Source organism: Telluria mixta (assembly GCF_029223865.1).
GTDB lineage: Bacteria > Pseudomonadota > Gammaproteobacteria > Burkholderiales > Burkholderiaceae_D > Telluria > Telluria mixta.
Window position 1 is genome coordinate 5,349,416 of sequence record NZ_CP119520.1, and the last position, 25,921, is coordinate 5,375,336.

Sequence of the window (25,921 nt, forward strand, 5' to 3'; positions counted from 1 at the left end):
CCTCGAATCGATTTTACTGATGTGCGCAGGGCCATGAGGTGCTTGCCATCGCTGCCGCGCAGCCCCAGGTGCGGGCTGAAAATCTTCACGGCCGGGCGGCCGTACCGCCCTGTACAACGACAACCTAACGACAAAGAGAGACAACCATGAACATCATCGGACCCGACGCGCTGGTCTTCGGCGTCGACGACCTCGAAGCCTGCGCACTGTACCTGACTGACTATGGCCTGAGGCACGCCGGCGATGGACGCTTCGAGGCGCTCGACGGCACCGCGATCATCCTCGCGCACAAGGACGATACGTTACTGCCTCCCGGCCTCGGGACGGCCAACATGCTGCGCAAGACGATCTATGGCGTGGCGGACCGGCAGGCGCTGGACGCCATTGCCACCGAGCTGGCACGCGACCGCGACGTGCGCCCGCTCCCCGACGGCAGCATCGAGAGCGTGGACGACATGGGCTTCGTGCTCGGCTTCCAGGTGACGGTGCGCCGTCCGCTCGACCTGCCGGCCGAAGCGATCAATGCACCCGGCGCGCCCAACCGTCCCGTCAATCACACGGCCGTCGACGAGAACGCCCCGGCGCGCCCGCGCACGTTGTCGCACGTCGTGTACTACGTGCCCGATACCGCGAAGGCGGAGGCCTTCTACGTGGAACGCCTCGGCTTCGCCTGCACCGACCGGCTGCTGGGCGCGGGACCGTTCCTGAAGCCCGCCGGCACGGACGACCACCATACGCTGTTCCTGATCCAGACGCCGCCGTTCATGAAAGGCTGCGAGCACTTCACGTTCCACATGGGCGGACCGAACGAGGTACTGCAGGCCGGCACGCGCTTCGTGAACAAGGGCTACCAGTCGTTCTGGGGACCGGGCCGTCATAAGATGGGCTCGAACTGGTTCTGGTACTTCAACAGTCCGCTCGGCTGCCACGTGGAGTACGACGCCGACATGGACCTGCACGACGACACGTGGACGGCACGCGCCGTGCCCGCGGGCGCCGATGCGTCGCAGCTGTTCCTGTTCCAGCAGCGGGATAAGTGGGCGCCTGGCGGGCCGCCGCCGGGTGCGCCTGGTGCCGGCGAACGACACTGACCGTCCAGAAAACGAACGACATCGAGATTCGCCCCAGCGGCGACGAGGAGACATGACATGGCAGCACCCGTAAACAAGGTACTCATCATCGGCGGCGGTTTTTCCGGCATGGCCGCCGCCATCGAATTGCGCAAGCGCGACATCGCCGTCGACCTGGTCGAGATCGACCCCGGCTGGCGTTCGTACGGCGCGGGCATCAGCCTGGGCGGCGCGACGATGCGCGCGCTCGTGCAGCTGGGCGTCATCGACGCGTTCCTGGCCGAGGGCGCCGCGTCCGACGGCGTCGAGATCCACATCCCGACCGGCCAGAAGGTCGCCGAGCTGCCGACGCCGCGCCTCGCGGGGCCGGACGTGCCGGGCAACGGCGCCATCATGCGGCCGGCGCTGGCGCGCATCCTGGCCGATGCCACCCGCGTATCCGGCGCCAATGTCCGCCTGGGCTGTACCTTTACGCGCATGGAGCAGGATGCGGGCGGCGTCGACGTCACGTTCACCGACGGCACTACATCCCGCTACGACCTCGTAATCGGTGCCGACGGCCTGTATTCGAAAGTGCGCGAGGCCGTGTTCCCGGATGCGCCGGCGCCGCAGTACACCGGCCAGGGCGTGTGGCGCGCGGTACTGCCGCGTCCCGCCGACATCAACGGCACCATGATGTGGCTGGGCCCGAAGATCAAGCCGGGCCTGAATCCGGTGTCGAAGGACGAGATGTACTTGTTCGTGACGGAAGACCGCGCGACGAACGACTACATCGACCCGGCCGAATTCCTGGCGCGCGTGAAAGCGCTGCTGGCGCCGTTCCCCGACCCGCGCCTGCAGCGCGTGCGCGAGGCGCTGAACGAGGACTCGCAGATCATCTACCGCCCGCTGGAAACCCTGCTGATGCCGACCCCGTGGTACAAGGGACGCGTGGTGCTGATCGGCGATACCGTGCACGCGACGACGCCGCACATGGCGTCAGGCGCCTGCATCGGCATCGAGGACGCGCTCGTGCTGGCCGACGAACTAGCCAATGCCGGCAGCGTCGACCAGGCGCTGGACCGTTACCTCGCGCGGCGATGGGAGCGCTGCCGCATGGTCGTGCAGAATTCGATCCGCCTGGGCGAGATCGAGATCGCCGGCGGTGACAAGGAAGAACATGCCCGCATCATGCGCGCGACGCTGGCGGCGCTCGCAGCACCCATCTGAGGAGACACCATGACCCGTCAATTCATCGACCTGTCGATCTATCTCGAGAACGAACCCCTGTCCGATCCGCCGCCGCTGGCGCCGAAGATCACGTACCAGAAGCACCAGGACACGCTGCACGAATTCATGGCCATGATCCCCGGCACGACGCCGGCGGACTACCCGGACGGCGAAGCTGCGGCGGCCGAGTGGGTCACGATGACGACCCACAGCGGCACGCACCTGGACGCGCCTTACCGCTTCCACTCGACCATGGATGCGAAGACGGGCGAGAAGAAAAAATCGATCACCATCGACGAGGTGCCGCTGGAGTGGTGCTTCCAGCCCGGCGTAAAGCTGGATTTCCGCCACTTCCCGGACGGTTACGTCGCCACCGCGGCGGATGTGGAAGCGGAACTGAAGCGCATCGGACACGACCTGCAACCGCTGGACATCGTCATGGTCAACACGCGCGCCGGTAGCCGCTACGGCCACAACGACTTCGTGTCGGCTGGCTGCGGCATGGGCTACGAGGCGACGATGTACCTGCTGGAGCGCGGCGTGCGCCTGACCGGCACGGACGCGTGGAGCTGGGATGCGCCGTTCTCGTACACGGCGAAGAAGATCGCGGAAACGGGCGACGTGTCGCTGATCTGGGAAGGGCACAAGGCCGGCCGCGACATCGGCTACTGCCACCTCGAGAAGCTGCACAACCTGGAAGCGCTGCCGGGCCACGGTTTCTATGTCTCGTGCTTCCCGCACAAGGTGCGCGCGGGGTCGGCCGGCTGGACGCGCGCCGTGGCCATCGTCGACGACGCGCTGCTCGCGTTGCCGCGCCGTTGAAGGAGGCCGTATGAAACTGGCAACCTACCGGGACAGCTCGACCGACGGCCGCCTGCTCGTCGTGTCGCGCGACCTGCGCCATGCGGTGGCGGCGGCGGACGTCGCCCCGAACCTGCTGGCGGCACTGGAGCGCTGGGCAGACGCGGCGCCGAGCCTGCAGGCGCTGTCCGACGCGCTGAACGGCGGCCGCGCGGCCGACGCATTCGAGTTCGATGCCGCGCAGTGCATGGCGCCGCTGCCGCGCACCTTCCAGTGGTGCGACGCATCGGCATTCCTGAACCACGGCCGCCTGATGGAGCGGGCGTTCAACACGCCGCCGATCCCTGACTTCGACACGATTCCCGTGATGTGCCAGGGCGCGTCCGACGATTTCCTCGGCCCGCACGAGGACGTCCCGCTGCCGGACGAGGCGCTGGGCATCGACTTCGAGGGCGAGTTCGGCGTCATCGTCGACCAGGTGCCGATGGGCGCCACGCCCGCGCAGGCGCTGGCGGCCGTGCGCCTCGTCGTGCAGCTGAACGACTGGAGCCTGCGCGCGCTGGGCCCGCGCGAGATGAAAAGCGGCTTCGGCTTCCTGCAGGCGAAGCCGTCGACGAGCTTCGCGCCCGTGGCGGTCACGCCGGACGAGCTTGGGGACGCGTGGCGGGATGGCCGCGTGCATCTGGACCTCGACGTCGAATGGAACGGACAGGCGTTCGGTCACCCGAACGGCCGCGAGATGAATTTCGGCTTCGGCGAACTCGTCGAGCATGCGGCACGCACGCGCAGGCTGGGCGCCGGCACGATCGTCGGCTCGGGCACCGTGTCGAATGCGGACCGTGCCGCGGGCTCGGCCTGTATCGCGGAGCGCCGCGTCATCGAGATCATCGACCACGGCGAACCGCGCACGCAATTCATGCGCTTCGGCGACCGGGTGCGCATGCGCGCGCGCGGCGCGGCGGGCGATGCGCCGTTCGGCGTCATCGACCAGCGGGTCGTGCGCGCCTGACCATCACCCCTGCAAGCGGGCCATCAGCGCCGCCGCCGTCTCGGCGGACGATCCCGGGTTCTGGCCCGTGATCAGCAGGCCGTCGCGCACGACGTACGAACTCCAGTCAGGACCGCGCGAAAACACGCCGCCCCTGGCTTTCAGCTCGTCCTCGACGAGGAAGGGCACGACGTCGGTCAGCCCGACGGCCGCCTCCTCGCTGTTGGTAAAGCCCGTCACCTGCTTGCCTTCGACGAGCGGCCGTCCGGCCGGCGTGCGGACATGGCGCAGGACGCCCGGCGCGTGGCAGACCAGCGCGACGGGCTTGCCGGCGGCCACGAACGACTCGATCAGGGCAATCGAGTTGCTGTCTTCCGCCAGATCCCACAGCGGGCCGTGGCCGCCGGGATAGAACACCGTGTCGAAATCGGCCTGCTTCACCTGGTGCAGGGGCACCGTGGCGGCGAGCTGCGCCATGGCACCGGCGTCCGCTTCGAAACGGCGGGTGAGGTCGGTCTGGAAGTCCGGCTCGTTGCTCTTCGGATCCAGCGGCGGGCGTCCGCCCTTGGGCGAGGCCAGCACGATCTCGGCGCCCGCGTCCTTGAACGCATAGTAGGGGCGGCCAGTTCCTCGAGCCAGAAGCCGGTCTTGCGGCCCGTGTTGCCCAGTTGGTCGTGCGAGGTCAGTACGATCAGCACTTTCATGATGTGTCCCTTCGGTTGAGATTGCCAGTAGACCAGTCGTCTAGACCTGGGTTAAAAAAATGCCCGTTTCAAGGGGCAAGATGAAGCATCTGCCGGGTCGCCGCCAGCGCCGTTTCGAAAGGTCGAAGCGACCGCTCGATCTTGGCCATCACGCTGGCGCCCAGCCACAATTGGTACAAACTGCCTGCCACATTCTGCGGTTCGCCATCGACGGTCAACGACCCATCCGCGATCCCCTCGGCCAGTGCCTGCGCGAGCCGGTCGACGATCGCTTCCGTGCCGCGCCGCAGGACGAGCCGCATGGCCTCGGACAGGTCGGCCACTTCCGCGCCCAGCTTCACGGCCAGGCACTTGCCCTGGCACTGCTCGAACGACTGCGACGCCTGCCAGGACTGCCAGTAATTCATGAGCCGCTGCGCCGCCGTCAGGCCGGGTTGACTTAGCGTGCCGTCGAGCTCGGCCAGGTAATCCTCAAAATAACGCTCGAGCATTGCTTCGCCGTACGCGTCTTTCGAACTGAAGTAGTGATAGAACGATCCCTTCGGCACGCCGGCCGTCGTGAGGATCTCGTTCAGGCCCACCGCCGAGTAACCCTTGCCGGCCATGATGCGTTGGCCGGTCGCGAGGATGTGCGAGCGTACGTCGGAGGAGGGCGTCGTGTTTGCCGTGTTCATGGGTCCACTGTAACCCTAAACCGACCGGTCGTCTAGTACTTTTTCGGAATCGCTCCGGAATCGCGCCACGAAGGCGACCAGTTGCTTCGAATGGTAGCCCTGCGCGAGCGTATCGAGGCGGTGCGCGAACGGCCCGTATGCCGGATCGAGCCCGCGCAGGTAGGCGGCCCGCGCGCGGATCTCGCGCATGTTGCCGATCTGCGCCAACTGCCAGAGCGTTTCGATCTCGTCGGCCGGCGGGACGGCCATGGCGGCTTCCTCGCCGCCCTCCGGCGCCGGCAGTTCCGTGGTCCAACGCAGCGCCAGCAGCCTGCCGATGGTGCGCAGCAGGACGTCGTGGTCGACCGGCTTGGGGAGGAAGGCGCTGGCACCGGCGTCGCGGCTCCTGCGTTCGTCATCCGGACTGGCGCTGGCGGTCACAGCGAGGATCGGAACGTCGCCCCAGCCCGGCATATGGCGTATCTGCCGCGTCGTCTCGTTCCCGTCCATCACCGGCATCATGACGTCCATCAGGATCAGATCCGGCTTGAAGCTGTCGAGCAGGACCAGGCATTCGAGTCCGTTCGATGCCGCGGCGACGATGAATCCCGTTTCCTGCAGCAGGTCCAGCATCATGGCGCGGTTCTGCGGCACGTCGTCCACGACCAGCAGCCGCTTGCGCTCGCCCTCGTAGCCTAGCAGCGTCTCGTGCGCTACCGCGGCGGCCGGCGCGGCGGCTGCGACCGGCACGTCGATCTCGAACGAGAACGTGCTCCCCTTGCCGGGCGCGCTGACGACGTCGATATGGCCGCCCATGAGGTGCACCAGTTGCTGGCTGATGGCCAGGCCCAGGCCCGTGCCGCCCTCGCGCCGCTGTGCCGTCGCCACCTGTTCGAACGGCTGGAAGATGCGCGCCAGCTGTTGGGCGCCCATGCCGATGCCGGTGTCGGCCACTTCGAAGCGCACCCGCGCGCTGTCCGGCGCACTGGAGGGCGCAGCCGGCAGCATCCGCAGCGAGACCCTGCCGGTGTCGGTAAACTTCACCGCATTGCCCAGCAAATTGAGCAGCACCTGGCGCAAGCGTGTCTCGTCAACCGTCACTGCGGACGGCAGGCCGGGGGCAAGCTCACAGCTGAATGCGAGGCCTTTTTCCTCGGCCTTGACGCGCATGATGTTGGCCAGCACCTGCAGAAACGTGTCGAGATGGACGGCGGCCGGATGCAGCACCATCCTGCCCGCTTCGACCCGTGCCAGGTCGAGGATGTCGTTGATCAGCGTGAGCAGGTGCTGGCCGCTCTCGCGGATGGTCGCCAGGCCGGAGGACTGCCGTTCGGTCAGGCCGTCGCGGTCGCGTCCCAGCAGCTGGGCATAGCCGATGATGGCGTTGAGCGGGGTACGCAGTTCGTGGCTCATCTGCGCGAGGAACTGGCTGCGCTGGCGCGCTAGGGCGACGGCCTCTCGCAGCGCCGTCTCGCGCGCGGCCGCGGCTTCCTTGCGTTCGCGGTCGATGGCCGCCAGCTGTTCCAGGCGCGTCCTGCTGGCTTGCAGGCCGGCGCGGAAGTGCAGCAAACCCAGCGACAGCCCGAGCATGCCGCAGCCTGTCCATGCGGCCATCAGCCAGCCCAGCATGGTCGTCCGGGAGATCCATTTTCCGCGGAACTCGATCTTGCGGACTTCGACCGTGATCGCGTGACCGGCGGCGCTGGCGTCGTCCGCCTGCAGTTCCACGGTCGTGACATGGTCGACACGGACATAGCTCTTGGACAGGGGGATCCGGCGCGCGAAGTGCCACCAGTCCGCGGTGCGCAAGGCATGCATCGGGATCGTGACTTCGGACCGGGCCGGAATATCGATCAGCACCTCGTTGAAGCGCTGCGCATCCCACTGGCCCGGCGCGTCGAACTCCGGTTCGAAATTCAGCAGGTGAAGCTTGAGGACATGCCGGCCGTGCCCCGTATAGCGCACGTCGAGCGTGACCGTGTCGTACCCGGACATGTCGATGCCCTTGCCCGGGTCGCCCAGCCGGAACTGGATCGCGCAATTCGGATACCTCGCGGCCGTCCCCATCTGGCAACGCAGGATGTACGCATCCTTCGTGACGGCCAGCGACGCGACCGAATTGCCCGGCGCCGGGTTCCCGCGCGGCATGACGCGGTCGTCGGTCACGACCGCGTCGTACGGATGCTGCGGGGAGATCTCGAGGGTGCGCGTCATGCCGTAGTGCTGCCAGACCAGCAGGACCGGGGTCGCCAGCACCAGGAGGATGACCAGGGCGTAAGCGATCCTGGTCGCACGGGAGAGCCACGGAGTCATGTTCGCATCGACTGGAAATCGTCCTGCCGCCGGGCCGCGTCCCCGGTCCGGAAGCGCGCCACGAAGGCCGCCAGCTGCTTCGAGTGGTAGCCCTGCGCCAGCGTGTCCAGGCGGTTCGCGAACGGCGCATAGGCCGGATCGAGCCCGCGCAGGTAGGCGGCCCGTTCGCGGATCTCGCGCATGCTGCCGATCTGCGCCAGCTGCCACAGCGCCTCGATCTCGTCGGCCGGCGGCACGGCCATGGCGGCTTCCTCGCCGCCCTCCGGTGCCGGCAGTCCCGTGGTCCATTGCAGCGCCAGCAGCCTGCCGATCGTGCGCAGCAGGAGGTCGTGGTCGACCGGCTTGGCAAGGAAGGCGCTGGCACCGGCATCGCGGCTCCTGCGTTCGTCATCCGGACTGGCGCTCGCGGTCACCGCGATGATCGGGACGTTGTCCCAGCCCGGCATATGGCGTATCTGCCGCGTCGTCTCGTTCCCGTCCATCACCGGCATCATGACGTCCATCAGGATCAGGTCCGGCTTGAAGCTGTCGAGCAGGACCAGGCATTCGAGCCCGTTCGCGGCGGCGGCGACGATGAACCCGGTCTCCTGCAGCAGGTCCAGCAGCATCGCGCGGTTCTGGGGCACGTCGTCCACGACCAGCAGCCGCTTGCGCTCGCCCTCGTAGCCTTTCAGGGTCTCGTGCGGTGCCGCGAGCACCGGCGCGGCGGCGGCCACCGGCACGTCGATCTCGAACGAGAACGTGCTCCCCTTGCCGGGCTCGCTGACGACGTCGATCCGGCCGCCCATGAGCTGCACCAGTTGCTGGCTGATGGCCAGGCCCAGCCCCGTGCCGCCCTCGCGCCGCTGCGTCGCCGCCACCTGTTCGAAGGGCTGGAAGAGGCGCCCGATCTCTTGCGTGCTCATGCCGATGCCGCTGTCGGCCACTTCGAAGCGCAGCCGCGCGCTGTCCGGCGCGCTAGGCGATGCGGCGGGCAGCACCCGCAGCGAGACCTTGCCGGTGTCGGTGAACTTCACCGCATTGCCCAGCAGGTTGAGCAGCACCTGGCGCAAACGCGTCTCGTCGATCGTCACCGCGGCCGGCAGGCCGGGGGCGAGCTCGTAGCTGAATCCCAGGCCTTTCTCTTCCGCCTTGACCCGCATGATGTTCGCCAGGACCTGCAGGAACGTCTCGAGATGCACGGCGGCCGGGTGCAGCACCATCTTGCCGGCTTCGACCCGCGCCAGGTCGAGGATGTCGTTGATCAGCGTGAGCAGGTGCTGGCCGCTTTCGTGGATGGTCGCCAGGCCGGCGGCGAGCCGTTCGGTCAGGTGGTCGCGGTCGCGTCCCAGCAGGTCGGCATAGCCGATGATGGCGTTGAGCGGCGTGCGCAGTTCGTGGCTCATCTGCGCGAGGAACTGGCTGCGCTGGCGCGCCAGGGCGACGGCCTCCGCCAGCGCCGTCTCACGGGCCGCCTCGGCTTCCTTGCGTTCGCGGTCGATGGCGGCCAGTTGCTCCACGCGTGTCTTGTTGGCTTGGAGGTCGGAGCGGTAGTGCAGCAGACCCAGCGACAGGCCGATGACGCCGCACACGATCCACACGAACACCAGCCAACCCATCAGCGTTGCCCGCGATATCCATTTGCCGCGAAATTCGATCTTCCGAAGTTCAACCGTGACGACTTGCCCCGTGTCGTGGTAGTTGTCCGTCGCCAATTCGACAGTCGTGACATGATCGAGGCGGACATAGCTCTTGGACAGCGGAATCTGGCGCGAGAAGTGCCACCAGTCCGCGGTGCGTACGGCATTCATCGGCGCCGTGAATTGGGGCTGGGCGGGTACGTTGATCAGCAACTCGTTGAACCGCTGCGAATTCCAGTCCTCCAGCGTGGAAAACTCCGGTTCGAAATTCATCAGGTGGAGCTTGAGGACATGCCAGCCCCGGCCCGTATACCGCAGGTCGAACGCGATCGTGTCGTAGCCGGACATGTCGATGCCCTTGACCGGATCGCCCATCAGGAATTGCAGCTTGCAGAACGGGTAGGGTGCGGCGGCGCCCAGGTAGCAGCGCATGATGAACGCATCCTTCGTGACGGTCAGCGATGCGACCGAATTGCCGTTCCCGCCGTTGCCGCGTGTATTGTCGCGGTCGTCCGTCACTCTGGCGCCGTGCGGATGCTGCGGGGAGATCTCGAGGGTGCGCGTCATCCCGAACTGCTGCCAGACCAGCAGGATGGCTGTCGCCACCACCAGGAGAGTGACCAGGACGTAACCGAACCTGGTCGAACGGGAGAGCCACTGAGTCATGTGCGTACCGATTGGCCATCGGACGGGAATGATTCAGTATAGTCCTACGTTATATTTTTACAACATCCCGACGAATGCCGTCACCGCGGCGGCGAAGGCGTCCGGCTGTTCCACGGCGCCCAGGTGCGACGCGCCGGCGAGCACCTGCAGCTGCGCACTCGGGATCCCCGCCGCCAGCGTGCGCGCCATGTCGACGGGCGTGCCTTGGTCCAGTTCACCGGCCAGCACGAGCGTGGGCGCGGCGACCTGTCCCAGGCGCGCCGTCGTGTCGATGCCGCCCACGGCCGCGCAGCAGCCGATGTAGCCTTGCGCATCCGTCGTGACGAGGCGCTGGCGGAAGCGGGCGACGGTGGCCGGATGCGCGGCGCGAAACGCGTCGTGGAAGTAGCGGCCCATCACGGCGTCCGCGATCGCTTCGATACCGCGTTCCCGTACCGTCGCGATGCGCTGTTGCCAGACGTCGCGCGCCGCGTCGGGATAGCCGGACGTCGTATGCGCCAGCACGAGCGCGCCGACGAGCGACGGATGGCGCAGCGCCAGCTCCTGGCCCACCATGCCGCCCATCGACAGGCCGATCCAGACGACCGGACCGGTGTCCAGGTCGCGCAACATACGGGCCGCGTCGTCCGCGAGGTCGGCCATCGCGTATGGACCCGCGGGCGCGTCGGAACTGCCGTGGCCGCGGTGGTCGTAGGCGATCACGCGGCAATCGGCGGCCAGCAGGTTGGCGAGGCCATCCCACATCGTCAGGTCGCAGCCGAGCGCGTGGCTCAGCACGACCGTGTGGCGGGGGCGCTTGCCGTTTCGCGGTGCGCGCACGCTGTAGTGCAGGGCGGGGAGGCTGTCCGTGCGGCCGGCGCGGCCCACGCCCGGGTGCACGGCATCCAGCGGCGATGCGGGCTCCAGCGTGTAGCCGATCTGCGGACCGACCTCGCGCAGGATCGCCGCCGCGTGCGCGAACGCCGTGTTCGCGGCGGGCACGCCCGCGTAGATCGCGGACTGCATCAGCACTTCCTTCAACTCGTCCGGCGTGAGGCGGCTGTCGGCGTCGCCCAGCAGCGCCGCGCGCACGTGCAGTTCGTATTCTTCCCAGCGGCCGAGGGCGATGGTGATCGCGAGGACGATCGTGCGGCGGGTCTTGCGCGGCAGGCCCGGACGGTCCCAGATGTCGTGCCACGCATAGCGCGTGATGAAATTCTGGAAGTCGGCGGTGAAGGTGTTGGCGTTCGCGAGCGAACGCTCGACCCAGGCGCCGCCTAGGACGGCGCGGCGCTGGTCCAGGCCGCGCAGGAGGTCGTGGTTGAGGGATCGAAGCTCATGCTGAATCTTTCTTGAGTGCGGCCAGGCGTTCGCGGGCCAGGCGTTGTGCGGGTTCGGTAGCGGCGACGGGGTCGAAAAGGGTGTCCAGCTGCCCGATGTCGAGCGACGCCAGCGCCGGATCGGCAGTGATGGCGTCCCGGGCGACGTCGCGCAGGTGGCGGCCCTCGGCGACGGCGGCCTGCGTCATCTTCTCGACGGCCGCGTGCGCGGCGGGACGGCCGATGGCGCCCGCGAGCCGGATCGACAGCGCCTCGGCCGCGACGAGACCCTGCAGCGCGTCGATGTTGGCGCGCATGCGGGCCGTGTCCACCGTGAGGCCGGCGAACGCATCGTTCAGTGCGCGCAGGGCGCCGTGGGCAGACAGGAACAACGTGGGCCACTCGGCCAGCTCCGCCTGCCAGTTGCCGAGACCGCGCTCGTGCTGCTGGCCCATCGCGGCGAGCAGCGTGGCCGCATGCTGCGGCGTGCGCGTGGCCGCGGCCAGCGCGATCATCGACGACACGGGGTTGCGCTTGTGCGGCATCGCCGACGAGCCGCCGCGGCCGCCGCCCGCCGGTTCCGCCAGTTCTCCCACTTCGCCCTGCGCCATCAGCGCGAGGTCCGCCGCGATCTTGCCGAGGCTACCGGTCAGCAGTGCGACTTCCAGGCCGAGGCGCACCCATTCGTCGCGCTGCGTGTGCCACGTGGCGGCCGGCGTCTTCAGGTCCAGCAGTTGCGCCACGCGGTGCGCGACGGCGGGACCGCGCTCTCCCATCACGGCCAGCGTGCCGACAGCGCCGCCCAATTGCAATTGCAGCGCGCCGGCGGCCGCCTCGCGCAGGCGCGCACGCGCACGCACGAGCGGCGCGAGCCAGCCCGCGACCTTGAAGCCGAAGCCCGTCACCTGGGCCGGCTGCAGCAGGGTGCGCGCCAGCACGGGCGTAGCGAGGTGGGCCTCGCCCAGCTTTTGCAGGTGGCCGCACAAGGTGGCCAGGTCGGCGTCGAGCAGGCGCAGCGCCGCGCGCGTGACGAGCACCATCGCGCTGTCCTGCACGTCCTGGCTCGTGCTGCCCCAGTGGACGAGGGTCGATGCCTCGCTGTCCGTCGCGGCCACGAGGCGCGTGAGTTCCTTCACGAGCGGCACGGCCAGCGTGCCGGAGCGGCGGCCGGCCGTGACGAGGGCAGGGATGTCGAAGCGGTCGGCCCGGCACGCGGCCGCGATGGCCTGCGCGGCGTGGCGCGGCAGCAGGCCTTCGTCGGCCTGCGCGCCCGCCAGCGCCGCTTCGAAGTCGAGCATGGCCTGGATCAGCGCCGCGTCGTCGAACGCGGCGATCATGTCGGGGGTGCTCAACAGGGTGTCGAAGAGTGATATCGCCAAGGTGTGTTCCCGTGTCAGCGGTAATCGAAGAAGACGGTTTCCTTCTCGGTCTGCATCCAGATATTCCACCGATACGTGCCGTCGCCATCCTTGCGGGCGATGAGCGTATCGCGCCGTTCGGCCGGTACCTGCGCCAGAATAGCCGATTCCGCCAGCGTCGCATCGTCCTCCAGGAACACGGCCGTGAACTGGTGCTTCGTGAGACCGCGCGCGAACACGGTCACGTAGGCCACCGGTTCGCCCACGGGACGCGGGGGACCGACAGCCGCAGGCTGAATTCACCGGCCTTGCCGGTCGGCGTGCGGCGGAAGCCCGGGATCTCCTGGGCGCTTTCAGCGGCCGCCGCCTCCGGCAGCCACGCTTCGATCTGCGCATCGTCGATCGGGTTGCCGTCGCCGTCGTACAGGACGCCGTGCAGCACGATGGTCGGCGCGTTCGTCTCCAGGCGCCCGGCGGCGCAGAAATCTACCGCCCATTGCCAGCCTTCGTGCGAGAACGGGCCGATGGTCTGCGAGGTCGTGATCTTGCTCATGGTTGGTTCCTTTCAGAGTCCGAACGGCGTGGCGCCGCGGCCGCGCAGGACGATGTCGAATTCGTAGCCCAGCATCTCGTCGCCCACCGTGTGGTCGAGCGAGAAGCGCGAAACGAGGCGCTGGCGCGCCGCCTCGTCCGGGATGCTGTTGAAGATCGGGTCGTACGGGAACAGCGGGTCGCTCGGGAAGTACATCTGCGTGACGAGGCGCTGCGCATACACGTTCCCGAACAGCGAGAAGTGGATGTGCGCCGGGCGCCACGCCTTGTCGTGGTTCTTCCACGGGTACGGGCCCGGCTTGATGGAGACGAAGCGGTAACGGCCGTCGTCGTCCGTCATCATCTTGCCGAAGCCGAAGAAGTTCGGGTCGAGCGGGGCGTCGTGGTTGTCGCGCTGGTGCCAGTAGCGGCCGGCGGAGTTGGCCTGCCACACCTCGATCAGCGAATTGCGCACCGGCTTGCCGTCCTCGTCGACGACACGGCCCGTCACGACGATCTTTTCGCCCAGCGGCGCGCCTTGGCCGCGGCGCGTCAGGTCCGTATCGTGCGGGAGGAGGATGCGCGGCGCGGGATCGATGTTGCGGCTGGTGGCGACCGGCGCCTCGATGCGCAGCGCCGGCTGCAGCGGGCCGCGCTTGACGGTCGATTTATAGGCGGGGTAGATGAGCTCCGGCCACACGCCGGGTTGCACGTCGTCGAATTTCACGTTGTCTCCTGATGTCGGAAGGTTGTGCGAGCCGATCCATCGTAGAAAAACGACCGCGGCGCCACAAGACGGCCATGTCGACCCGTTTCCGCTATTCGCACATTCTGTGCGATACTCGCACAAATTCGCAAATTTCTGAACGATGGACCAGGAACCCGCAAAACGCGACATGGTCGCGGGCCTCGACAAGGGCCTGCAAGTGATCGAGGCATTCGACCAGGAGCGGTCGCGCCTGACGATCGCCGAGGTGGCCGAGCGCACCGGCCTCACGCGCGCGGCCGCCCGGCGCTATCTGCTGACGCTGACGGCGCTCGGCTACATGCGGCACGAGAACAGGCAGTTCACCCTGACGCCCAAGATCCTGCGCCTCGGGCAGTCGTACCTGCACTCGGCGCGGCTGCCGCGCATCGCCCAACCGCTGCTGTACCGGCTCGCGTACGCGCTGGGCGAGGCGGCGTCCGTCGGGGTGCTGGACCACGACGATCTCGTGTGCGTGGCGGCCGTCAGCGCGGGCCAGCTGATTTCGGCCACGCTGCAGCCGGGCACGCGCGTGCCCGCGTACTGCACGGCGAACGGGCGCATGCTGCTCGCGAGCCTGCCGCCGGACGAGGCCGGGCGCTTCCTCGCGCGCGCCGTGCCGGAGCCCATCACCTCGCACACGATCGTCGACCGCGCGCGGCTCGGCGAGGAAATCGCGCGCGCCCGCGAGCGGGGCTATGCGGTCGTCGACCAGGAACTGGAGCTGGGGCTGCGCACGATCGCGGTGCCCGTCAGGAACTTCCGCGGCGACGTCGTGGCCGCGATGAACATCAGCGTGCACGCGGGCCGCATGAGCGTGGAGCAGATGGTCGAGCGCTGCCTGCCGACCCTCATCAAATACCAGGTCGAGCTCAACGCCTTGCTGTAGGGCGAGTCAGATCCCGGGCAGGTTCAGCGCCTTCACGGCGCCGCGCAGCTGCGCGTGCAGCCACGTGCGCTCGTCCTGCGTGAGGTCCGGGAACATGGTCTCCTCGACCTGCTTTACCGCCTCGTCGCAGCGCGCCAGCACGGCCTCGCCGTCGTCCGTCAGGCTGATGCGGATGATGCGGCCGTGGTCCGGATCGGGCGTGCGCGCGATCCATCCCTTCGCCTCCATCGCCTTCACCATTTCGTTCGCCGATTGCGGCGACATCATCGTGCGTTCCGCCAGCTGGGCGTTGGACAGCGTGCCGAGCACGCGGAACACGGACAGCGCCGTGTAATGGGGCACCGTCATGCCCAGCGGCGCGAGGCCGTCGCGCAGGCGCTTGTTGAGGACGTGGTCGAGCCGCCCCACGATGTATGCGAGGCCCGAGGGCTTGTTGTCGGCCGCAGCGGCCGCGATGGGTTTTTTCGAGGGCATGAAAATTTTTCTTGTCAAAGCGTGCAGGCAGGTCTAGTATAAGCCTCATATCAGGCTACCTGATAACTTCCACACACATTAGGAGACATTGTATGTCCAAATACGAAGGCCGTTGGGAGACCGTGAAGGTCGACGTCGAGAACCGTATCGGCTGGATTACCCTGAACCGTCCGGAAAAGCGCAATGCGATGAGCCCGACGCTGAACCGCGAGATGATCGACGTGCTGGAAACGCTGGAGCTGGACGACGACGCCGAGGTGATCGTCCTGACGGGCGCCGGCGACGCCTGGACTGCCGGCATGGACCTGAAGGAGTACTTCCGCGAGACGGACGGCAAGCCCGAGATCACGCAGGAACGCATCCGCCGCGACTGCTCGCAATGGCAGTGGAAGCTGCTGCGCATGTACAGCAAGTCGACGATCGCGATGGTGAACGGCTGGTGCTTCGGCGGCGCGTTCTCGCCGCTCGTCGCCTGCGACCTCGCCATTGCCGCCGAGGACGCCGTGTTCGGCCTGTCGGAAGTGAACTGGGGCATCCCGCCGGGCAACCTGGTGTCGAAGGCCGTCGCCGACACGATGGGCCACCGCCAGGCGCTGTACTACATCATGACGGGCGAGACGTTCACGGGCGCCCAGGCCGCCGAAATGGGCCTCGTCAACAAGGCGGTGCCGAAGGCGCAGCTGCGTGAAGAAGTGACGAAACTGGCGCAGAATCTGCTGGAAAAGAACCCGGTCGTGCTGCGCTACGCTAAGCAGGGCTTCAAGCGCTGCCGCGAGCTGACGTGGGACCAGAACGAGGATTACCTGTACGCCAAGACCGACCAGTCCAATTACCGCGACCCGGAAAAGGGCCGCAAGGAAGGCTTGAAGCAGTTCCTGGACGACAAGACGATCAAGCCGGGCCTGCAGAGCTACAAGCGCGCATAAGACGCGATCGGCCCCCAGCCTCTTCAATCAGAGACAACAAAGGAGACCTCTGATGTTCGACACAGATCTGCTGATCGCCGGGCAGGCCCGCCCGGCATCGAACGGCGCCGCGTACGAGCGGCGCGATCCGGCCACCGGTGCCGTCGCCACCCGCGCCGCCGCCGCGACCCTCGACGACGTCGATGCGGCCGTCGCCGCGGCGCGGGATGCGTTCCCGGCGTGGTCCGCCCTGCAGCCGGGCGCCCGCCGCGCCTTGCTGCTCGGCGCGGCCGACGCGATGGAAGCGCTGCGTCCGCGCATCGTCGATGCCGCAATCCGGGAAGCGGGCGGCGCGCCCGTCTGGTACCAGTTCAACGTGACGCTCGCCGCCAACATGCTGCGCGAAGCGGCATCCATGACGACCCAGATCGCCGGCGAAGTCATCCCATCCGACGTCCCGGGCTCGCTGGCGATGGGCGTGCGCCAGCCGTGCGGCGTCGTCGTCGGCATCGCGCCGTGGAATGCACCCGTGATCCTCGGCACGCGCGCCGTCGCCATGCCGCTCGCCTGCGGCAATACGGTGATCCTGAAGGCGTCCGAGCTGTGCCCGGCCGTGCACCGCCTGATCGCGCAGGCATTCGTGGACGCCGGCTTCCCGCCCGGTGTCGTCAACTTCATCTCGAACGCGCCGGACGACGCGCCGCAGGTCGTGGAACGCCTCGTCGCGCATCCTGCCGTCCGGCGCATCAACTTCACCGGATCCACGCGCGTGGGCCGCATCATCGCGAAGCTCGCGGCCGAACACCTGAAACCCGTGCTGCTGGAACTCGGCGGGAAGAACCCCGTCGTCGTGCTGGACGACGCCGACCTCGACGCGGCCGTCGATGCCGCCGCGTTCAGCGCGTTCTTCAACCAGGGACAGATCTGCATGTCGGCCGACCGCATCATCGTCGACCGCAAGATCGCTTCAGGCTTCATCGAGAAGCTGGCCGCGAAGACGGCCACGCTGCGCGCCGGACACTCCGATGCGCCGCTGGCCGGCATGATCGACCCGGCCGCCGCGCGCCGCGTGGACGCGATGCTGGCGGATGCGCGCGAACGGGGCGCGACCGTCATCCAGACGGGCGGCCTGGAAGGCAACGTGCTGCAGCCGGCCATCGTGGACGGCGTCACGCCCGCCATGCGCGTCTACCAGGAAGAATCGTTCGGCCCGATCGTCTCCATCCTGCGGTTCGACACGGACGAGGAGGCGATCCGGCTCGCCAACGACAGCGAATACGGCCTGTCCGCGGCCGTGTTCTCGCGCGACATCGGCCGCGCCATGGCCGTCGCGCAACGCATCGAATCCGGTATCTGCCACATCAACGGTCCGACCGTGCACGACGAGGCGCAGATGCCGTTCGGCGGTGTGAAGGGCAGCGGCTACGGGCGCTTCGGCAGCAAGGCGGCCATCGCGGAATTTACGGACCTGCGCTGGATCACCGTGCAGACCGGCCCGCGCCACTACCCGATCTGAGGAGACCCGCATGCACCACATGCAACCGGAAGGAGGGCGCCGGCCCGTCCTCCTCGGGAATCCCGAGATCCGCGCGTGGCGTGACGGCGACGCGTGGCACGTCGACGCCGTCACGCCGCTCGGCCCGTTGCCGCGCCGCTGGACGGACCGCCTCGTGAGCGGCGCGGCCGCGCATCCCGGGCGCACACTCGTCGCCCGGCGCGGGGCGGACGGCGACTGGATCCGCATCGGCTACGCGGACATGCTGCGCCGCGCGCGCCACATCGGCCAGGCGCTGCTGGACCGGGGCCTGTCGGCCGAGCGGCCGCTTGCGATCCTGTCCGGGAACGACCTGGAACACTACCAGCTGGCGCTGGGCGCCGCATACGCGGGCATCCCGTTCGCGCCGGTCTCGCCCGCGTATTCGCTCGTCGCCACCGACTACGGCAAGTTGCGCGACCTGGTCGGGCAGCTGACGCCTGGCGCCGTCTACGTCGCGGATGCGCGCGCCTTCGCGCCCGCGCTGTATGCCGTGCTGCCGCCCGATGCGGAGCTGATCGTGGGCGCCGGCGAGTATGCCGGACGTGCCGCGACCTCGTTCGCCAGCCTGCTCGACACGCCCGTGCGCGACGTCGATGCGGTCAACGACGCCGTCGGCCCGGACACGATCCTGAAGTTCCTGTTCACGTCCGGCTCGACGAAGAAGCCGAAGGCGGTCGTCACCACGCACGGCATGCTGGTCGCCAACCAGCAGATGCTGCTGCAGACCTTTCCCTTTTGCGGGGAGGCGCCGCCCGTGCTGGTCGACTGGCTGCCGTGGAATCACTGCTTCGGCGGCAGCCACAACGTCGGCCTCGCGCTGTACAACGGCGGCACCCTGTACCTGGATGACGGCAAGCCGACGCCGAAGGAATTCGGCCAGACGCTGGACAACCTGCGCGAGATCGCGCCCACCGTCTACTTCAACGTCCCGAAAGGGTTCGAGATGCTGACGGACGCGCTGGAACGCGACGCGGACCTGCGCACGACGTTCTTCTCGCGCGTAAAACTGTTCCTGTGCGCGGGCGCGGGCCTGTCGCAGGCGGCATGGGACCGGCTCGACGCCGTCGCCCTGGCGCACTGCGGCGAATCGATCCGCATCATGACGGGACTCGGCATGACGGAGACGTCGCCGTCGTGCACGTTCGGCACGGGCGACGTCGTGCGGGCCGGCTATGTCGGCGTGCCGGCGCCGGGCTGCCGGGTGAAGCTGGTGCCGGCGGGCGACAAGTTCGAAGCCTGCTTCGCCGGCCCGCACGTGATGCCGGGCTACTGGCGCGCGCCGGGCCTGACGGCGGAAGCGTTCGACGCGGACGGCTACTACCGCACGGGCGACGCGCTGCGCTTCTACGATCCGGCGCGGCCGGAGCTCGGGTTCGTGTTCGACGGCCGCATCGCGGAAGACTTCAAGCTGTCCACGGGGACGTTCGTCAGCGTCGGGCCGCTGCGGGCGCGCGTCATCAGCCAGGGCGCGCCGTACGTGATGGATGCCGTGGTGACGGGCCTGAACCGCGCGACCGTCGGCCTGCTCGTGTTCCCGCGCATGGAGCACTGCCGCGTGCTGGCCGGCCTGCCGGCGGACGCGGATGCCGCACGGGTGCTGGCCAGCCCGCCGGTACGGGCCATGTTCGCGCGCCTGCTGCGCGACCTGAATGCGGGCGCGAGCGGTTCGTCGACGCGTATCGAACGCTTGCTGCCGCTGGCGGAACCGCCGTCGATCGACCAGCGCGAGCTGACCGACAAGGGCTCGATCAACCAGGCGGCCGTGCTGGCGCGCCGCGCCGGGCTGGTCGACGATTTGTACGCGGACCGTGCGGACCTGGCGATCCGCGCCGACGAGGGAGGGACGCGCACGACGACCTGACGACCCGAGGACCCACCAGCGACTAACACAACCATAAATCGCTTCAGAGGAGACACACATGACACACCGAGGCAATCTGCCGCGCGGTGCGGCGACGATCGCGCTGTGCTTTATCACCGCATTACTGGAAGGGCTGGACCTGCAGTCGACCGGCATCGCCGCGCCGGGTATCGGCGCCGAATTCAAACTGGCGCCCGCGCTGATGGGCTGGGTGTTCAGCGCGGGCCTCGTCGGCCTGCTGCCGGGTGCCTTCGTGGGCGGCTGGCTCGCGGACCGCATCGGGCGCAAGCGCGTGCTCGTCGGCGCCGTGCTGCTGTTCGGTGTATTCTCGTTCGCCACCGCGCATGCGTGGGATTACAACAGTTTGCTGGCGGCGCGCGTGTTCACGGGGCTCGGCCTCGGCGCCGCGCTGCCGCTGCTGATCGCGCTGACGTCCGAGGCGGCCGATCCCGCCATGCGCAGCACGGCCGTCAGCCTGACGTATTGCGGCGTGCCGCTGGGCGGCGCCATCGCGTCCGTCATCGGCATGGTCAAGTTCGAGACCGGCTGGCGCACGATCTTCTACGTCGGCGGCCTCGTGCCGATCGCCGTCGCACTGGTCCTCGTCCTGCTGCTGAAGGAGTCCGCCAGCTTCCGCCACCAGGCCACGACCCACGCGTCGGCCGACCGCCGCATCGGCGCGCTGTTCGCGGGCAGCGCCCTCGGTTCGACCTTGCTGCTGTGGGTCGCATGCTTCTTCACGCTCACCGTCCTGTACATGCTGCTCAACTGGCTGCCGTCGCTGCTGATCGGGCAGGGCTACACGCGGCCGCAGGCCGGCGTCGTGCAAATCCTCTTCAACATCGGCGGTGCGACGGGCTCCGTGCTGAGCGGGCGCCTCGTGGACCGCGACCGTTCCGGCCTGGCCGTCGGAATCGCGTATGCGGGCATGCTGCTGGCGTTGGCGGGCCTGGGCCTGTCGGGCAGCTTCGGCCTGACGATGGCTGCCGGGTTCGCGGCCGGCTATTGCGCCGTCGGCGCCCAGGCCGTGCTGTATGCCCGCGCGCCCGCGCTGTACGGGACGCCGATCCGCGCCACCGGCGTGGGTGCGTCGATCTCCGTCGGCCGCCTCGGCGCCATCGCCGGACCGCTCGTGGCCGGCCAGGTGCTGGCGCTGGGGGCCGGTGCGGCGGGCGTGATGCTGTCGGCAGCCCCGGGCCTCGTCATCGCGTCGCTGTGCGCATGGAAGCTGTCGCGCCGGGCCGACCCGGAAGCGGCACGCGGCGCGCAGGTACTCGGCACGCACTGATCCAACCTTGATTCGTCCGTAGCGCGCAGCCCGGTCCCGGGCTGTGCCGGACACGCTCGTCCTCATGTTTCGACTCTCCAGGAGCACACGATGAACCGACATCACACTGCGGCCGCATTCGCCGTCCTCGGAATGGCCGGCTGCGGCACTGGCCACGACACCACCCAGCCGGCGGCACAGGTGCTGCCGCAACTTTCGCAGGCGACGGGCGCCACGCTGACGGCCTGCGCGGAACTCGCGACCCGCATCGCGTACCCCGACACGACGATCACGGCGGCCAATCCCGTCGCGGCCGGCGTGCTCACCGTGGGCGGCAAGCCCGTGCCCGCCCATTGCCAGGTCAAGGGCGAAATGCTGCGCCGCACGGGCGCGGACGGCAAGGCCTACGCCATCGGCTTCGAGATGCGCTTGCCCGTGGCCTGGAACGGCCGCTTCTTTTACCAGGCCAACGGCGGCGTCGATGGCAGCGTCGTCCCGGCCACGGGACCGGTCGGCGGCGGCGGCCCGCTCGACAATGCGCTGAACCAGGGTTTCGCCGTCCTCAGTTCGGATGCGGGCCACGCCAGCCCGACGCCGGACTTCGGCATCGATCCGCAGGCGCGCCTGGATTATGGCTACCAGGCCGTCGGCAAGCTCACGCCGATGGCCAAGGCCGTGATCCGCACCGCGTACGGCAAGGCGCCGGACCGCTCATACATCGGCGGCTGCTCGAACGGCGGCCGCCATACGATGGTCGCGGCGGCGCGCTATGCCGACCAGTACGACGGCTTCCTCGTCGGCGATCCCGGCTTCCGCCTGCCGCTGGCCGCCATTGCCAACATCGCCGGCGGCAAGGCGTATGCCGGGCTCGCGAGCACGCCGGGCGACCTCGGGTCCGGCTTCACGCCGGCCGAACGCAAGCTCGTGTCGAATGCCGTGCTGGCGAAATGCGACGCGCTGGACGGCGCGGCGGATGGTCTCGTGCAGGACACGGGCGCCTGCCAGGCCGCATTCGACATCGCGCGCGACGTGACGACCTGCGGCGGCGCCCGCGACGGCACCTGCCTGACGGCCGCCCAGAAGACGGGCATCGCGGGACTGTTCGCCGGCGCAAAGACGGAGACCGGCACGAAGATCTACGCGAGCTTCCCGTGGGACGCGGGCCTGGCGACCGATGGCTGGGCGAGCTGGAAATTCAGCTCGCCGCTGACGCGCGACGCCGGCGCGGTGGGCCTGATCTGGTCCGTCCCGCCCGAGAATCCGGCCACGTTCGACGGCACCGCGTTCGCGCTGAACGGCAACCTCGACACGATGCTCGCGCGCGTGGGTGCCACCAGTGCCACGTACCCGGAATCCGCGCTGTCGTTCATGCTGCCGCCCGATCCGGCCAATCTCGCGGCACTGAAGAACCGCGGCGCCAGGATGCTCGTCTACCACGGCACCAGCGATCCGATCTTTTCCAGCGACGACACGACGGCCTGGTACGACGCGCTGCGCAAGGCGAACGGCGGCGACTCTTCGAATTTCGCCCGCTTCTTCCGCATCCCGGGCATGAACCACTGCGCCGGCGGCCCGGCGACCGACCAGTTCGACGCACTGACGCCGCTGGTCGCCTGGGTCGAGCAAGGCCAGGCGCCGGACGTGCTGCAGGCCAGCGCACGCGGCGCGGGCAATCCGGGCGGCGTCAACGCGGACGTGCCGGCCTCCTGGTCGCCGACCCGCACGCGGCCGCTGTGCGCCTATCCGAAGGTCGCAAAGTACAAAGGATCCGGCGACGTGGAGCAGGCCGCGAACTTCACCTGCCAATAACGATAACCCCAACGAGGAGACAACATGAAATACCTTCCCATCGCCGCCGTGGCCTGCGCATTCGCCGCGCCGGCCGCCTTCTGCCAGACGACCGTGCAGATCTATGGCGTCGTCGACACAAGCCTGTCGTACCTGACGAACGTCGACGCCGCCGGCCACTCGGCGACGAAGATGAATTCCCTGACGGGCGAATTGCCGTCGCGCATCGGCTTTCGCGGCACCGAGGACCTCGGCAACGGCTTGCAAGCCTTCTTCGTGCTGGAAAACGGCCTGTCGCTCGACACGGGCATGACGGGGCAGGGCAACCGCCTGTTCGGCCGCCAGGCCCAGGTCGGTCTCAAGGGCGCGTGGGGCACGCTGACCCTGGGGCGCCAGCTGAACATGACGTACATCGCGCCGCAGAAGGCGGACGTGCTGGGCCCCAGCCTGTTCGCCCTCGGCAGCATCGACCCGTACCTGCCCAACGCGCGCAGCGACAATGCCATCGGCTACATGGGCCAGTTCGGTCCCGTCGTCGTCGGCGCCACGTACAGCCTCGGACGCGACGCCTCCAGCGCGGGCGGGCCGGCGGCCACGAATTGCGCGGGCGAGGTCGCGGGCAATGCGCAGGCGTGCCGCCAGTACACGGGCCTGATCGGCTACGAGACGAAGGCGTGGGGCGTGACCACGTCGTACGACCGCATGCACGGCAACACGGGCGCGGCGGGGGCCTGACGAGCAGCGCGAACACGGACACGCGCACGACCCTGAACGGCTACGCGATGCTGGGCGCAGTCAAGGTAGGCGCCGGCGTCATCGACCGCGACACGAAGGCCGCCACGGGCAGGACGGAATCGGACCTGTACTACCTTGGTGCCAGCTACCCGTTCGGCGCGTTCACCGTGGACGGCCAGTGGGCGAAGCGCGTCACGAAGCACGCGGATGCGGACGTGACGATGCTCGCGGCCAGGCTGACGTATGCGCTGTCCAAGCGGACCTACGTGTACACGGGCGTTGGCCGCATGGCGAACGACGGCACGGCCGCCGTGCCGCTCGACGCCGGCGGCAGCGTGGGTGCCGGCAAGACCCAGAACGGCTTCATGGCCGGCCTGCGCCATCACTTCTGACGGCGCTCGCGATATTCCTTCGGCGTGACCCCCGCGTGCCGCTTGAACGCGCGGCTGAAGTACGCGGGGTCCTGGAAGCCCAGTTCGTACGCGATGCTGGCCACGCTCGACGGGGCGTACGTCAGCTTGCGGCACGCTTCCAGCATCAGCCGGTCCTGCACGATATCGAATGCCGACTTGCCGGCCAGCTTCAGGCACAGGCGGTTCAGCCGCACGGGTGTCACGCGCAGCAGGCCGGCGTAGTGCGCGACCGGCGCGCCATCCTTGTAATGCTGTTCGACGGCTGCGCGGAACGCCGCGAACAGGCGGAACTCGCCGTGGCCCGATGCGCTCGCGGCGCTCTGTTCCGCATGCGTGCGCGCCAGCAGCAACAGCACGCTGCGGGCCAGCCATTCCAGCATCAGCGCATTGCCCTGCTGGGGCCAGGCCGCTTCCTCGACCATGTTGCGCAGCAGCGACTCGATGCGCGCGCGCGGCTGGCGCGCCAGCGCGAGCGCCAGCGGTTCGACGAACAGCGGCGCGAACAGCTCGCCATGGTGGTCGGGCGTGGCGAACAGCACGTTCTGGTCCACTGTCAGCACATACCCTTGCGCGCCTTCCGCGAAGTCGAACCCGTGCACGACGGACGGGTGCACGGTGATGGCGACCGGGCCTTTACGTTCCCACACGGTTTCCTCGATGACGGCGCGCACGCTGCCCTTCAGTAGAAAAAGTACCTGGAACAGGCCCGGGTGCGTGTGGCGTTCGATATGCCAGTCGTGCAGGCGGCTGCGTGTCTCGATCAGCTCGACGTGCACGGCTTCCGCCGGCGTCTGCTCGCCGTACAGGGCGAAGCGAGGGAAAGTGTCCATGTCAAAAAAGTACAAGGAATCGATAACTTCATCCATTCTAAACCCGGCCGCACGCCACTAGCATGGACGTCGACAAGAATTTTTTTACAAGGAGACGAATATGCGCACCCAGGTCGCCATCATCGGCGCCGGCCCGGCCGGACTGTTGCTTTCCCACCTGCTGCACCTGCAGGGCATCGAATCGGTCGTGCTCGAAACCCGCACCCGCGACGAGATCGAATCGACGATCCGCGCCGGCGTGCTGGAGCAGGGCACGATGGACATCCTCAACGAGACGGGCGTCGGCGCCCGCATGCGCGCCGAGGGCGCGCTGCACCACGGCTTCGAGCTCGCGTTCGACGGCCGCCGCCACCGCATCGACCTCACGGAACTGACGGGCAAGGCGATCACCGTCTACGCCCAGCACGAAGTCATCAAGGACCTCGTCGCGGCCCGCACGGAGGCCGGCGCGCAGATGCTGTTCGGCGTGCGCGACGTGGCGCTGCACGGCGTCGACACGGAGCACCCGTACGTCACGTTCACGCGCGACGGCGACGCACTGCGCATCGACGCCGACTTCATCGCCGGCTGCGACGGCTTCCACGGCGTGACGCGTCCGTCGCTGCCGCAGGAGGGCCGCAAGGATTACCAGCGCGTGTACCCGTTCGGCTGGTTCGGCATCCTCGTCGAGGCGCCGCCGTCCGCGCCGGAACTGATCTATGCGCGCCACGAACGGGGCTTCGCCCTCGTCAGCACGCGCTCGCCGACCGTCCAGCGCATGTACTTCCAGTGCGATCCGAAGGACAATGTCGACAACTGGTCGGACGACCGCATCTGGGCCGAGCTGCATGCGCGCCTGGAAAACCGCGACGGCTGGCAGGTCACGGAAGGGAAGATCTTCCAGAAGAACATCGTGGCGATGCGCAGCTTCGTGTCGACGCCGATGCAGTCTGGCCGCCTGTTCCTGGCCGGCGACGCCGCCCACATCGTGCCGCCGACCGGCGCCAAGGGCATGAATCTCGCCGTGTCCGACGTGCGCCTGCTGGCCGCGGGCCTGGACGCTTTCTACCGCCGCGGCAGCAGCGAGCTGCTGGACCGCTACACGGACGACGCGCTGAAACGCATCTGGCGCGCCGAGTACTTCTCGTGGTGGATGACGAGCATGCTGCACACGTTCGCGGACGCGTCGCCGTTCCAGCGCGAAGTGCAGCGCGCGGAGCTCGAGAACGTCGTCAACTCGCGCGCGCTGTCGACGGCGCTGGCGGAAAACTACGTCGGCGCCTTCTGA

The 25,921-nt window shown here is 68.5% G+C and carries 20 protein-coding genes and 3 pseudogenes; 12 read left to right on the forward strand and 11 right to left on the reverse strand.

Annotation, left to right across the window (positions count from 1 at the left end; translation table 11 throughout):
* Positions 1-146: 146 nt before the first annotated feature.
* From P0M04_RS23690 to P0M04_RS23705, 4 genes are read left to right on the forward strand one after another with little or no spacing between them, the layout of a single operon-like run.
* Entirely contained in the window at positions 147-1,091 is a 945-nt protein-coding gene (locus tag P0M04_RS23690; RefSeq protein WP_259449330.1) for a VOC family protein, read from the forward strand.
* Between the two features lie 57 nt (positions 1,092-1,148).
* A complete protein-coding gene (locus tag P0M04_RS23695) occupies positions 1,149-2,279 on the forward strand; it encodes an FAD-dependent oxidoreductase (protein ID WP_259449329.1) in 1,131 nt (376 codons plus the stop codon).
* Positions 2,280-2,288: 9 nt separating this feature from the next.
* The gene (locus tag P0M04_RS23700; protein WP_259449328.1) at positions 2,289-3,101 is read left to right on the forward strand and encodes a cyclase family protein; all 813 of its coding nucleotides are present in this window, start codon (positions 2,289-2,291) and stop codon (positions 3,099-3,101) included.
* A 10-nt stretch (positions 3,102-3,111) separates the two neighbouring features.
* Positions 3,112-4,089 carry a fumarylacetoacetate hydrolase family protein gene (locus P0M04_RS23705; protein ID WP_259449327.1) on the forward strand — a complete coding sequence of 326 codons (978 nt, stop codon included), beginning with the start codon at positions 3,112-3,114 and terminating at the stop codon, positions 4,087-4,089.
* Positions 4,090-4,092: 3 nt separating this feature from the next.
* Here the strand turns inward: P0M04_RS23705 and P0M04_RS23710 are convergent.
* From P0M04_RS23710 to pcaH, 9 genes and pseudogenes are all read right to left on the reverse strand, one after another.
* Positions 4,093-4,772: pseudogene (locus P0M04_RS23710) on the reverse strand (type 1 glutamine amidotransferase domain-containing protein).
* Between the two features lie 68 nt (positions 4,773-4,840).
* A complete protein-coding gene (locus tag P0M04_RS23715) occupies positions 4,841-5,446 on the reverse strand; it encodes a TetR/AcrR family transcriptional regulator (RefSeq protein ID WP_259449325.1) in 606 nt (201 codons plus the stop codon).
* Between the two features lie 15 nt (positions 5,447-5,461).
* Positions 5,462-7,738 carry an ATP-binding protein gene (locus tag P0M04_RS23720; protein WP_259449324.1) on the reverse strand — a complete coding sequence of 759 codons (2,277 nt, stop codon included), beginning with the start codon at positions 7,736-7,738 and terminating at the stop codon, positions 5,462-5,464.
* Entirely contained in the window at positions 7,735-10,023 is a 2,289-nt protein-coding gene (locus tag P0M04_RS23725; RefSeq protein ID WP_259449323.1) for an ATP-binding protein, read from the reverse strand. The genes P0M04_RS23720 and P0M04_RS23725 overlap by 4 nt, the downstream gene beginning before the upstream one ends.
* A 57-nt stretch (positions 10,024-10,080) precedes the next feature.
* Positions 10,081-11,342, reverse strand: a pseudogene (gene pcaCD, locus P0M04_RS23730) (bifunctional 4-carboxymuconolactone decarboxylase/3-oxoadipate enol-lactonase PcaCD).
* The gene (gene pcaB / locus P0M04_RS23735) at positions 11,339-12,700 is read right to left on the reverse strand and encodes a 3-carboxy-cis,cis-muconate cycloisomerase (protein WP_259449321.1); all 1,362 of its coding nucleotides are present in this window, start codon (positions 12,698-12,700) and stop codon (positions 11,339-11,341) included. Before pcaB ends, pcaCD begins: the two are co-directional and overlap by 4 nt.
* 14 nt (positions 12,701-12,714) lie before the next feature.
* Positions 12,715-12,933, reverse strand: a complete 219-nt coding sequence (locus tag P0M04_RS32805; protein ID WP_307734309.1) for a peptidase associated/transthyretin-like domain-containing protein — start codon at positions 12,931-12,933, stop codon at positions 12,715-12,717.
* Positions 12,921-13,232 carry a peptidase associated/transthyretin-like domain-containing protein gene (locus P0M04_RS32810; RefSeq protein WP_307734310.1) on the reverse strand — a complete coding sequence of 104 codons (312 nt, stop codon included), beginning with the start codon at positions 13,230-13,232 and terminating at the stop codon, positions 12,921-12,923. Before P0M04_RS32810 ends, P0M04_RS32805 begins: the two co-directional genes overlap by 13 nt.
* Before the next feature lie 12 nt (positions 13,233-13,244).
* On the reverse strand, positions 13,245-13,937 hold the full coding sequence (gene pcaH / locus P0M04_RS23745) for a protocatechuate 3,4-dioxygenase subunit beta (protein WP_259449319.1): 693 nt from the start codon (positions 13,935-13,937) through the stop codon (positions 13,245-13,247).
* Between the two features lie 142 nt (positions 13,938-14,079).
* Between pcaH and P0M04_RS23750 the strand changes: the two genes are divergently transcribed.
* Complete coding sequence (locus P0M04_RS23750) at positions 14,080-14,844, forward strand: IclR family transcriptional regulator domain-containing protein (RefSeq protein ID WP_259449318.1); 765 nt, start codon at positions 14,080-14,082, stop codon at positions 14,842-14,844.
* 6 nt (positions 14,845-14,850) lie between these two features.
* Here the strand turns inward: P0M04_RS23750 and P0M04_RS23755 are convergent, their stop codons facing one another.
* A complete protein-coding gene (locus tag P0M04_RS23755; RefSeq protein WP_259449317.1) occupies positions 14,851-15,318 on the reverse strand; it encodes a MarR family winged helix-turn-helix transcriptional regulator in 468 nt (155 codons plus the stop codon).
* A gap of 92 nt (positions 15,319-15,410) precedes the next feature.
* On the opposite strand from P0M04_RS23755, the gene P0M04_RS23760 reads away from it, so the two are divergent.
* The 6 genes and pseudogenes from P0M04_RS23760 to P0M04_RS23785 all read left to right on the forward strand — a co-directional run bounded on the left by P0M04_RS23760 (position 15,411) and on the right by P0M04_RS23785 (position 23,803).
* Positions 15,411-16,244: a p-hydroxycinnamoyl CoA hydratase/lyase gene (locus tag P0M04_RS23760; protein ID WP_036227953.1), complete on the forward strand. Its 834-nt coding sequence runs from the start codon at positions 15,411-15,413 to the stop codon at positions 16,242-16,244.
* Positions 16,245-16,296: 52 nt separating this feature from the next.
* The gene (locus P0M04_RS23765) at positions 16,297-17,739 is read left to right on the forward strand and encodes an aldehyde dehydrogenase (protein WP_259449316.1); all 1,443 of its coding nucleotides are present in this window, start codon (positions 16,297-16,299) and stop codon (positions 17,737-17,739) included.
* A 10-nt stretch (positions 17,740-17,749) separates the two neighbouring features.
* The gene (locus P0M04_RS23770; protein ID WP_371877303.1) at positions 17,750-19,621 is read left to right on the forward strand and encodes a feruloyl-CoA synthase; all 1,872 of its coding nucleotides are present in this window, start codon (positions 17,750-17,752) and stop codon (positions 19,619-19,621) included.
* A 58-nt stretch (positions 19,622-19,679) separates the two neighbouring features.
* Complete coding sequence (gene mhpT / locus P0M04_RS23775; protein WP_259449315.1) at positions 19,680-20,909, forward strand: 3-(3-hydroxy-phenyl)propionate transporter MhpT; 1,230 nt, start codon at positions 19,680-19,682, stop codon at positions 20,907-20,909.
* Between the two features lie 90 nt (positions 20,910-20,999).
* Positions 21,000-22,697 (forward strand): tannase/feruloyl esterase family alpha/beta hydrolase, encoded by a 1,698-nt coding sequence (locus tag P0M04_RS23780; protein ID WP_371877302.1) that lies wholly within the window; start codon positions 21,000-21,002, stop codon positions 22,695-22,697.
* Positions 22,698-22,721: 24 nt separating this feature from the next.
* Positions 22,722-23,803 (forward strand): annotated as a pseudogene (locus P0M04_RS23785) (porin).
* Here P0M04_RS23785 and P0M04_RS23790 read toward each other — a convergent pair.
* Positions 23,794-24,654 (reverse strand): helix-turn-helix domain-containing protein, encoded by an 861-nt coding sequence (locus P0M04_RS23790; RefSeq protein WP_259449313.1) that lies wholly within the window; start codon positions 24,652-24,654, stop codon positions 23,794-23,796. The pseudogene P0M04_RS23785 and the gene P0M04_RS23790 overlap by 10 nt on opposite strands.
* A 100-nt stretch (positions 24,655-24,754) precedes the next feature.
* Here P0M04_RS23790 and P0M04_RS23795 point away from each other — a divergent pair, with 100 nt between their 5' ends.
* Complete coding sequence (locus P0M04_RS23795) at positions 24,755-25,921, forward strand: 4-hydroxybenzoate 3-monooxygenase (RefSeq protein WP_259449312.1); 1,167 nt, start codon at positions 24,755-24,757, stop codon at positions 25,919-25,921.

Excerpts from the sequence above, each read along its gene's own strand:
- P0M04_RS23690 (WP_259449330.1), top strand. The coding sequence starts at position 147 with ATGAACATCATCGGACCCGACGCGCTGGTCTTCGGCGTCGACGACCTC.
- P0M04_RS23695 (WP_259449329.1), top strand. The coding sequence starts at position 1,149 with ATGGCAGCACCCGTAAACAAGGTACTCATCATCGGCGGCGGTTTTTCC.
- P0M04_RS23700 (WP_259449328.1), top strand. The coding sequence starts at position 2,289 with ATGACCCGTCAATTCATCGACCTGTCGATCTATCTCGAGAACGAACCC.
- P0M04_RS23705 (WP_259449327.1), top strand. The coding sequence starts at position 3,112 with ATGAAACTGGCAACCTACCGGGACAGCTCGACCGACGGCCGCCTGCTC.
- P0M04_RS23715 (WP_259449325.1), bottom strand. The coding sequence starts at position 5,446 with ATGAACACGGCAAACACGACGCCCTCCTCCGACGTACGCTCGCACATC.
- P0M04_RS23720 (WP_259449324.1), bottom strand. The coding sequence starts at position 7,738 with ATGACTCCGTGGCTCTCCCGTGCGACCAGGATCGCTTACGCCCTGGTC.
- P0M04_RS23725 (WP_259449323.1), bottom strand. The coding sequence starts at position 10,023 with ATGACTCAGTGGCTCTCCCGTTCGACCAGGTTCGGTTACGTCCTGGTC.
- P0M04_RS32810 (WP_307734310.1), bottom strand. The coding sequence starts at position 13,232 with ATGAGCAAGATCACGACCTCGCAGACCATCGGCCCGTTCTCGCACGAA.
- P0M04_RS23750 (WP_259449318.1), top strand. The coding sequence starts at position 14,080 with ATGGACCAGGAACCCGCAAAACGCGACATGGTCGCGGGCCTCGACAAG.
- P0M04_RS23755 (WP_259449317.1), bottom strand. The coding sequence starts at position 15,318 with ATGCCCTCGAAAAAACCCATCGCGGCCGCTGCGGCCGACAACAAGCCC.
- P0M04_RS23760 (WP_036227953.1), top strand. The coding sequence starts at position 15,411 with ATGTCCAAATACGAAGGCCGTTGGGAGACCGTGAAGGTCGACGTCGAG.
- P0M04_RS23765 (WP_259449316.1), top strand. The coding sequence starts at position 16,297 with ATGTTCGACACAGATCTGCTGATCGCCGGGCAGGCCCGCCCGGCATCG.
- P0M04_RS23770 (WP_371877303.1), top strand. The coding sequence starts at position 17,750 with ATGCACCACATGCAACCGGAAGGAGGGCGCCGGCCCGTCCTCCTCGGG.
- mhpT (WP_259449315.1), top strand. The coding sequence starts at position 19,680 with ATGACACACCGAGGCAATCTGCCGCGCGGTGCGGCGACGATCGCGCTG.
- P0M04_RS23780 (WP_371877302.1), top strand. The coding sequence starts at position 21,000 with ATGAACCGACATCACACTGCGGCCGCATTCGCCGTCCTCGGAATGGCC.
- P0M04_RS23790 (WP_259449313.1), bottom strand. The coding sequence starts at position 24,654 with ATGGACACTTTCCCTCGCTTCGCCCTGTACGGCGAGCAGACGCCGGCG.
- P0M04_RS23795 (WP_259449312.1), top strand. The coding sequence starts at position 24,755 with ATGCGCACCCAGGTCGCCATCATCGGCGCCGGCCCGGCCGGACTGTTG.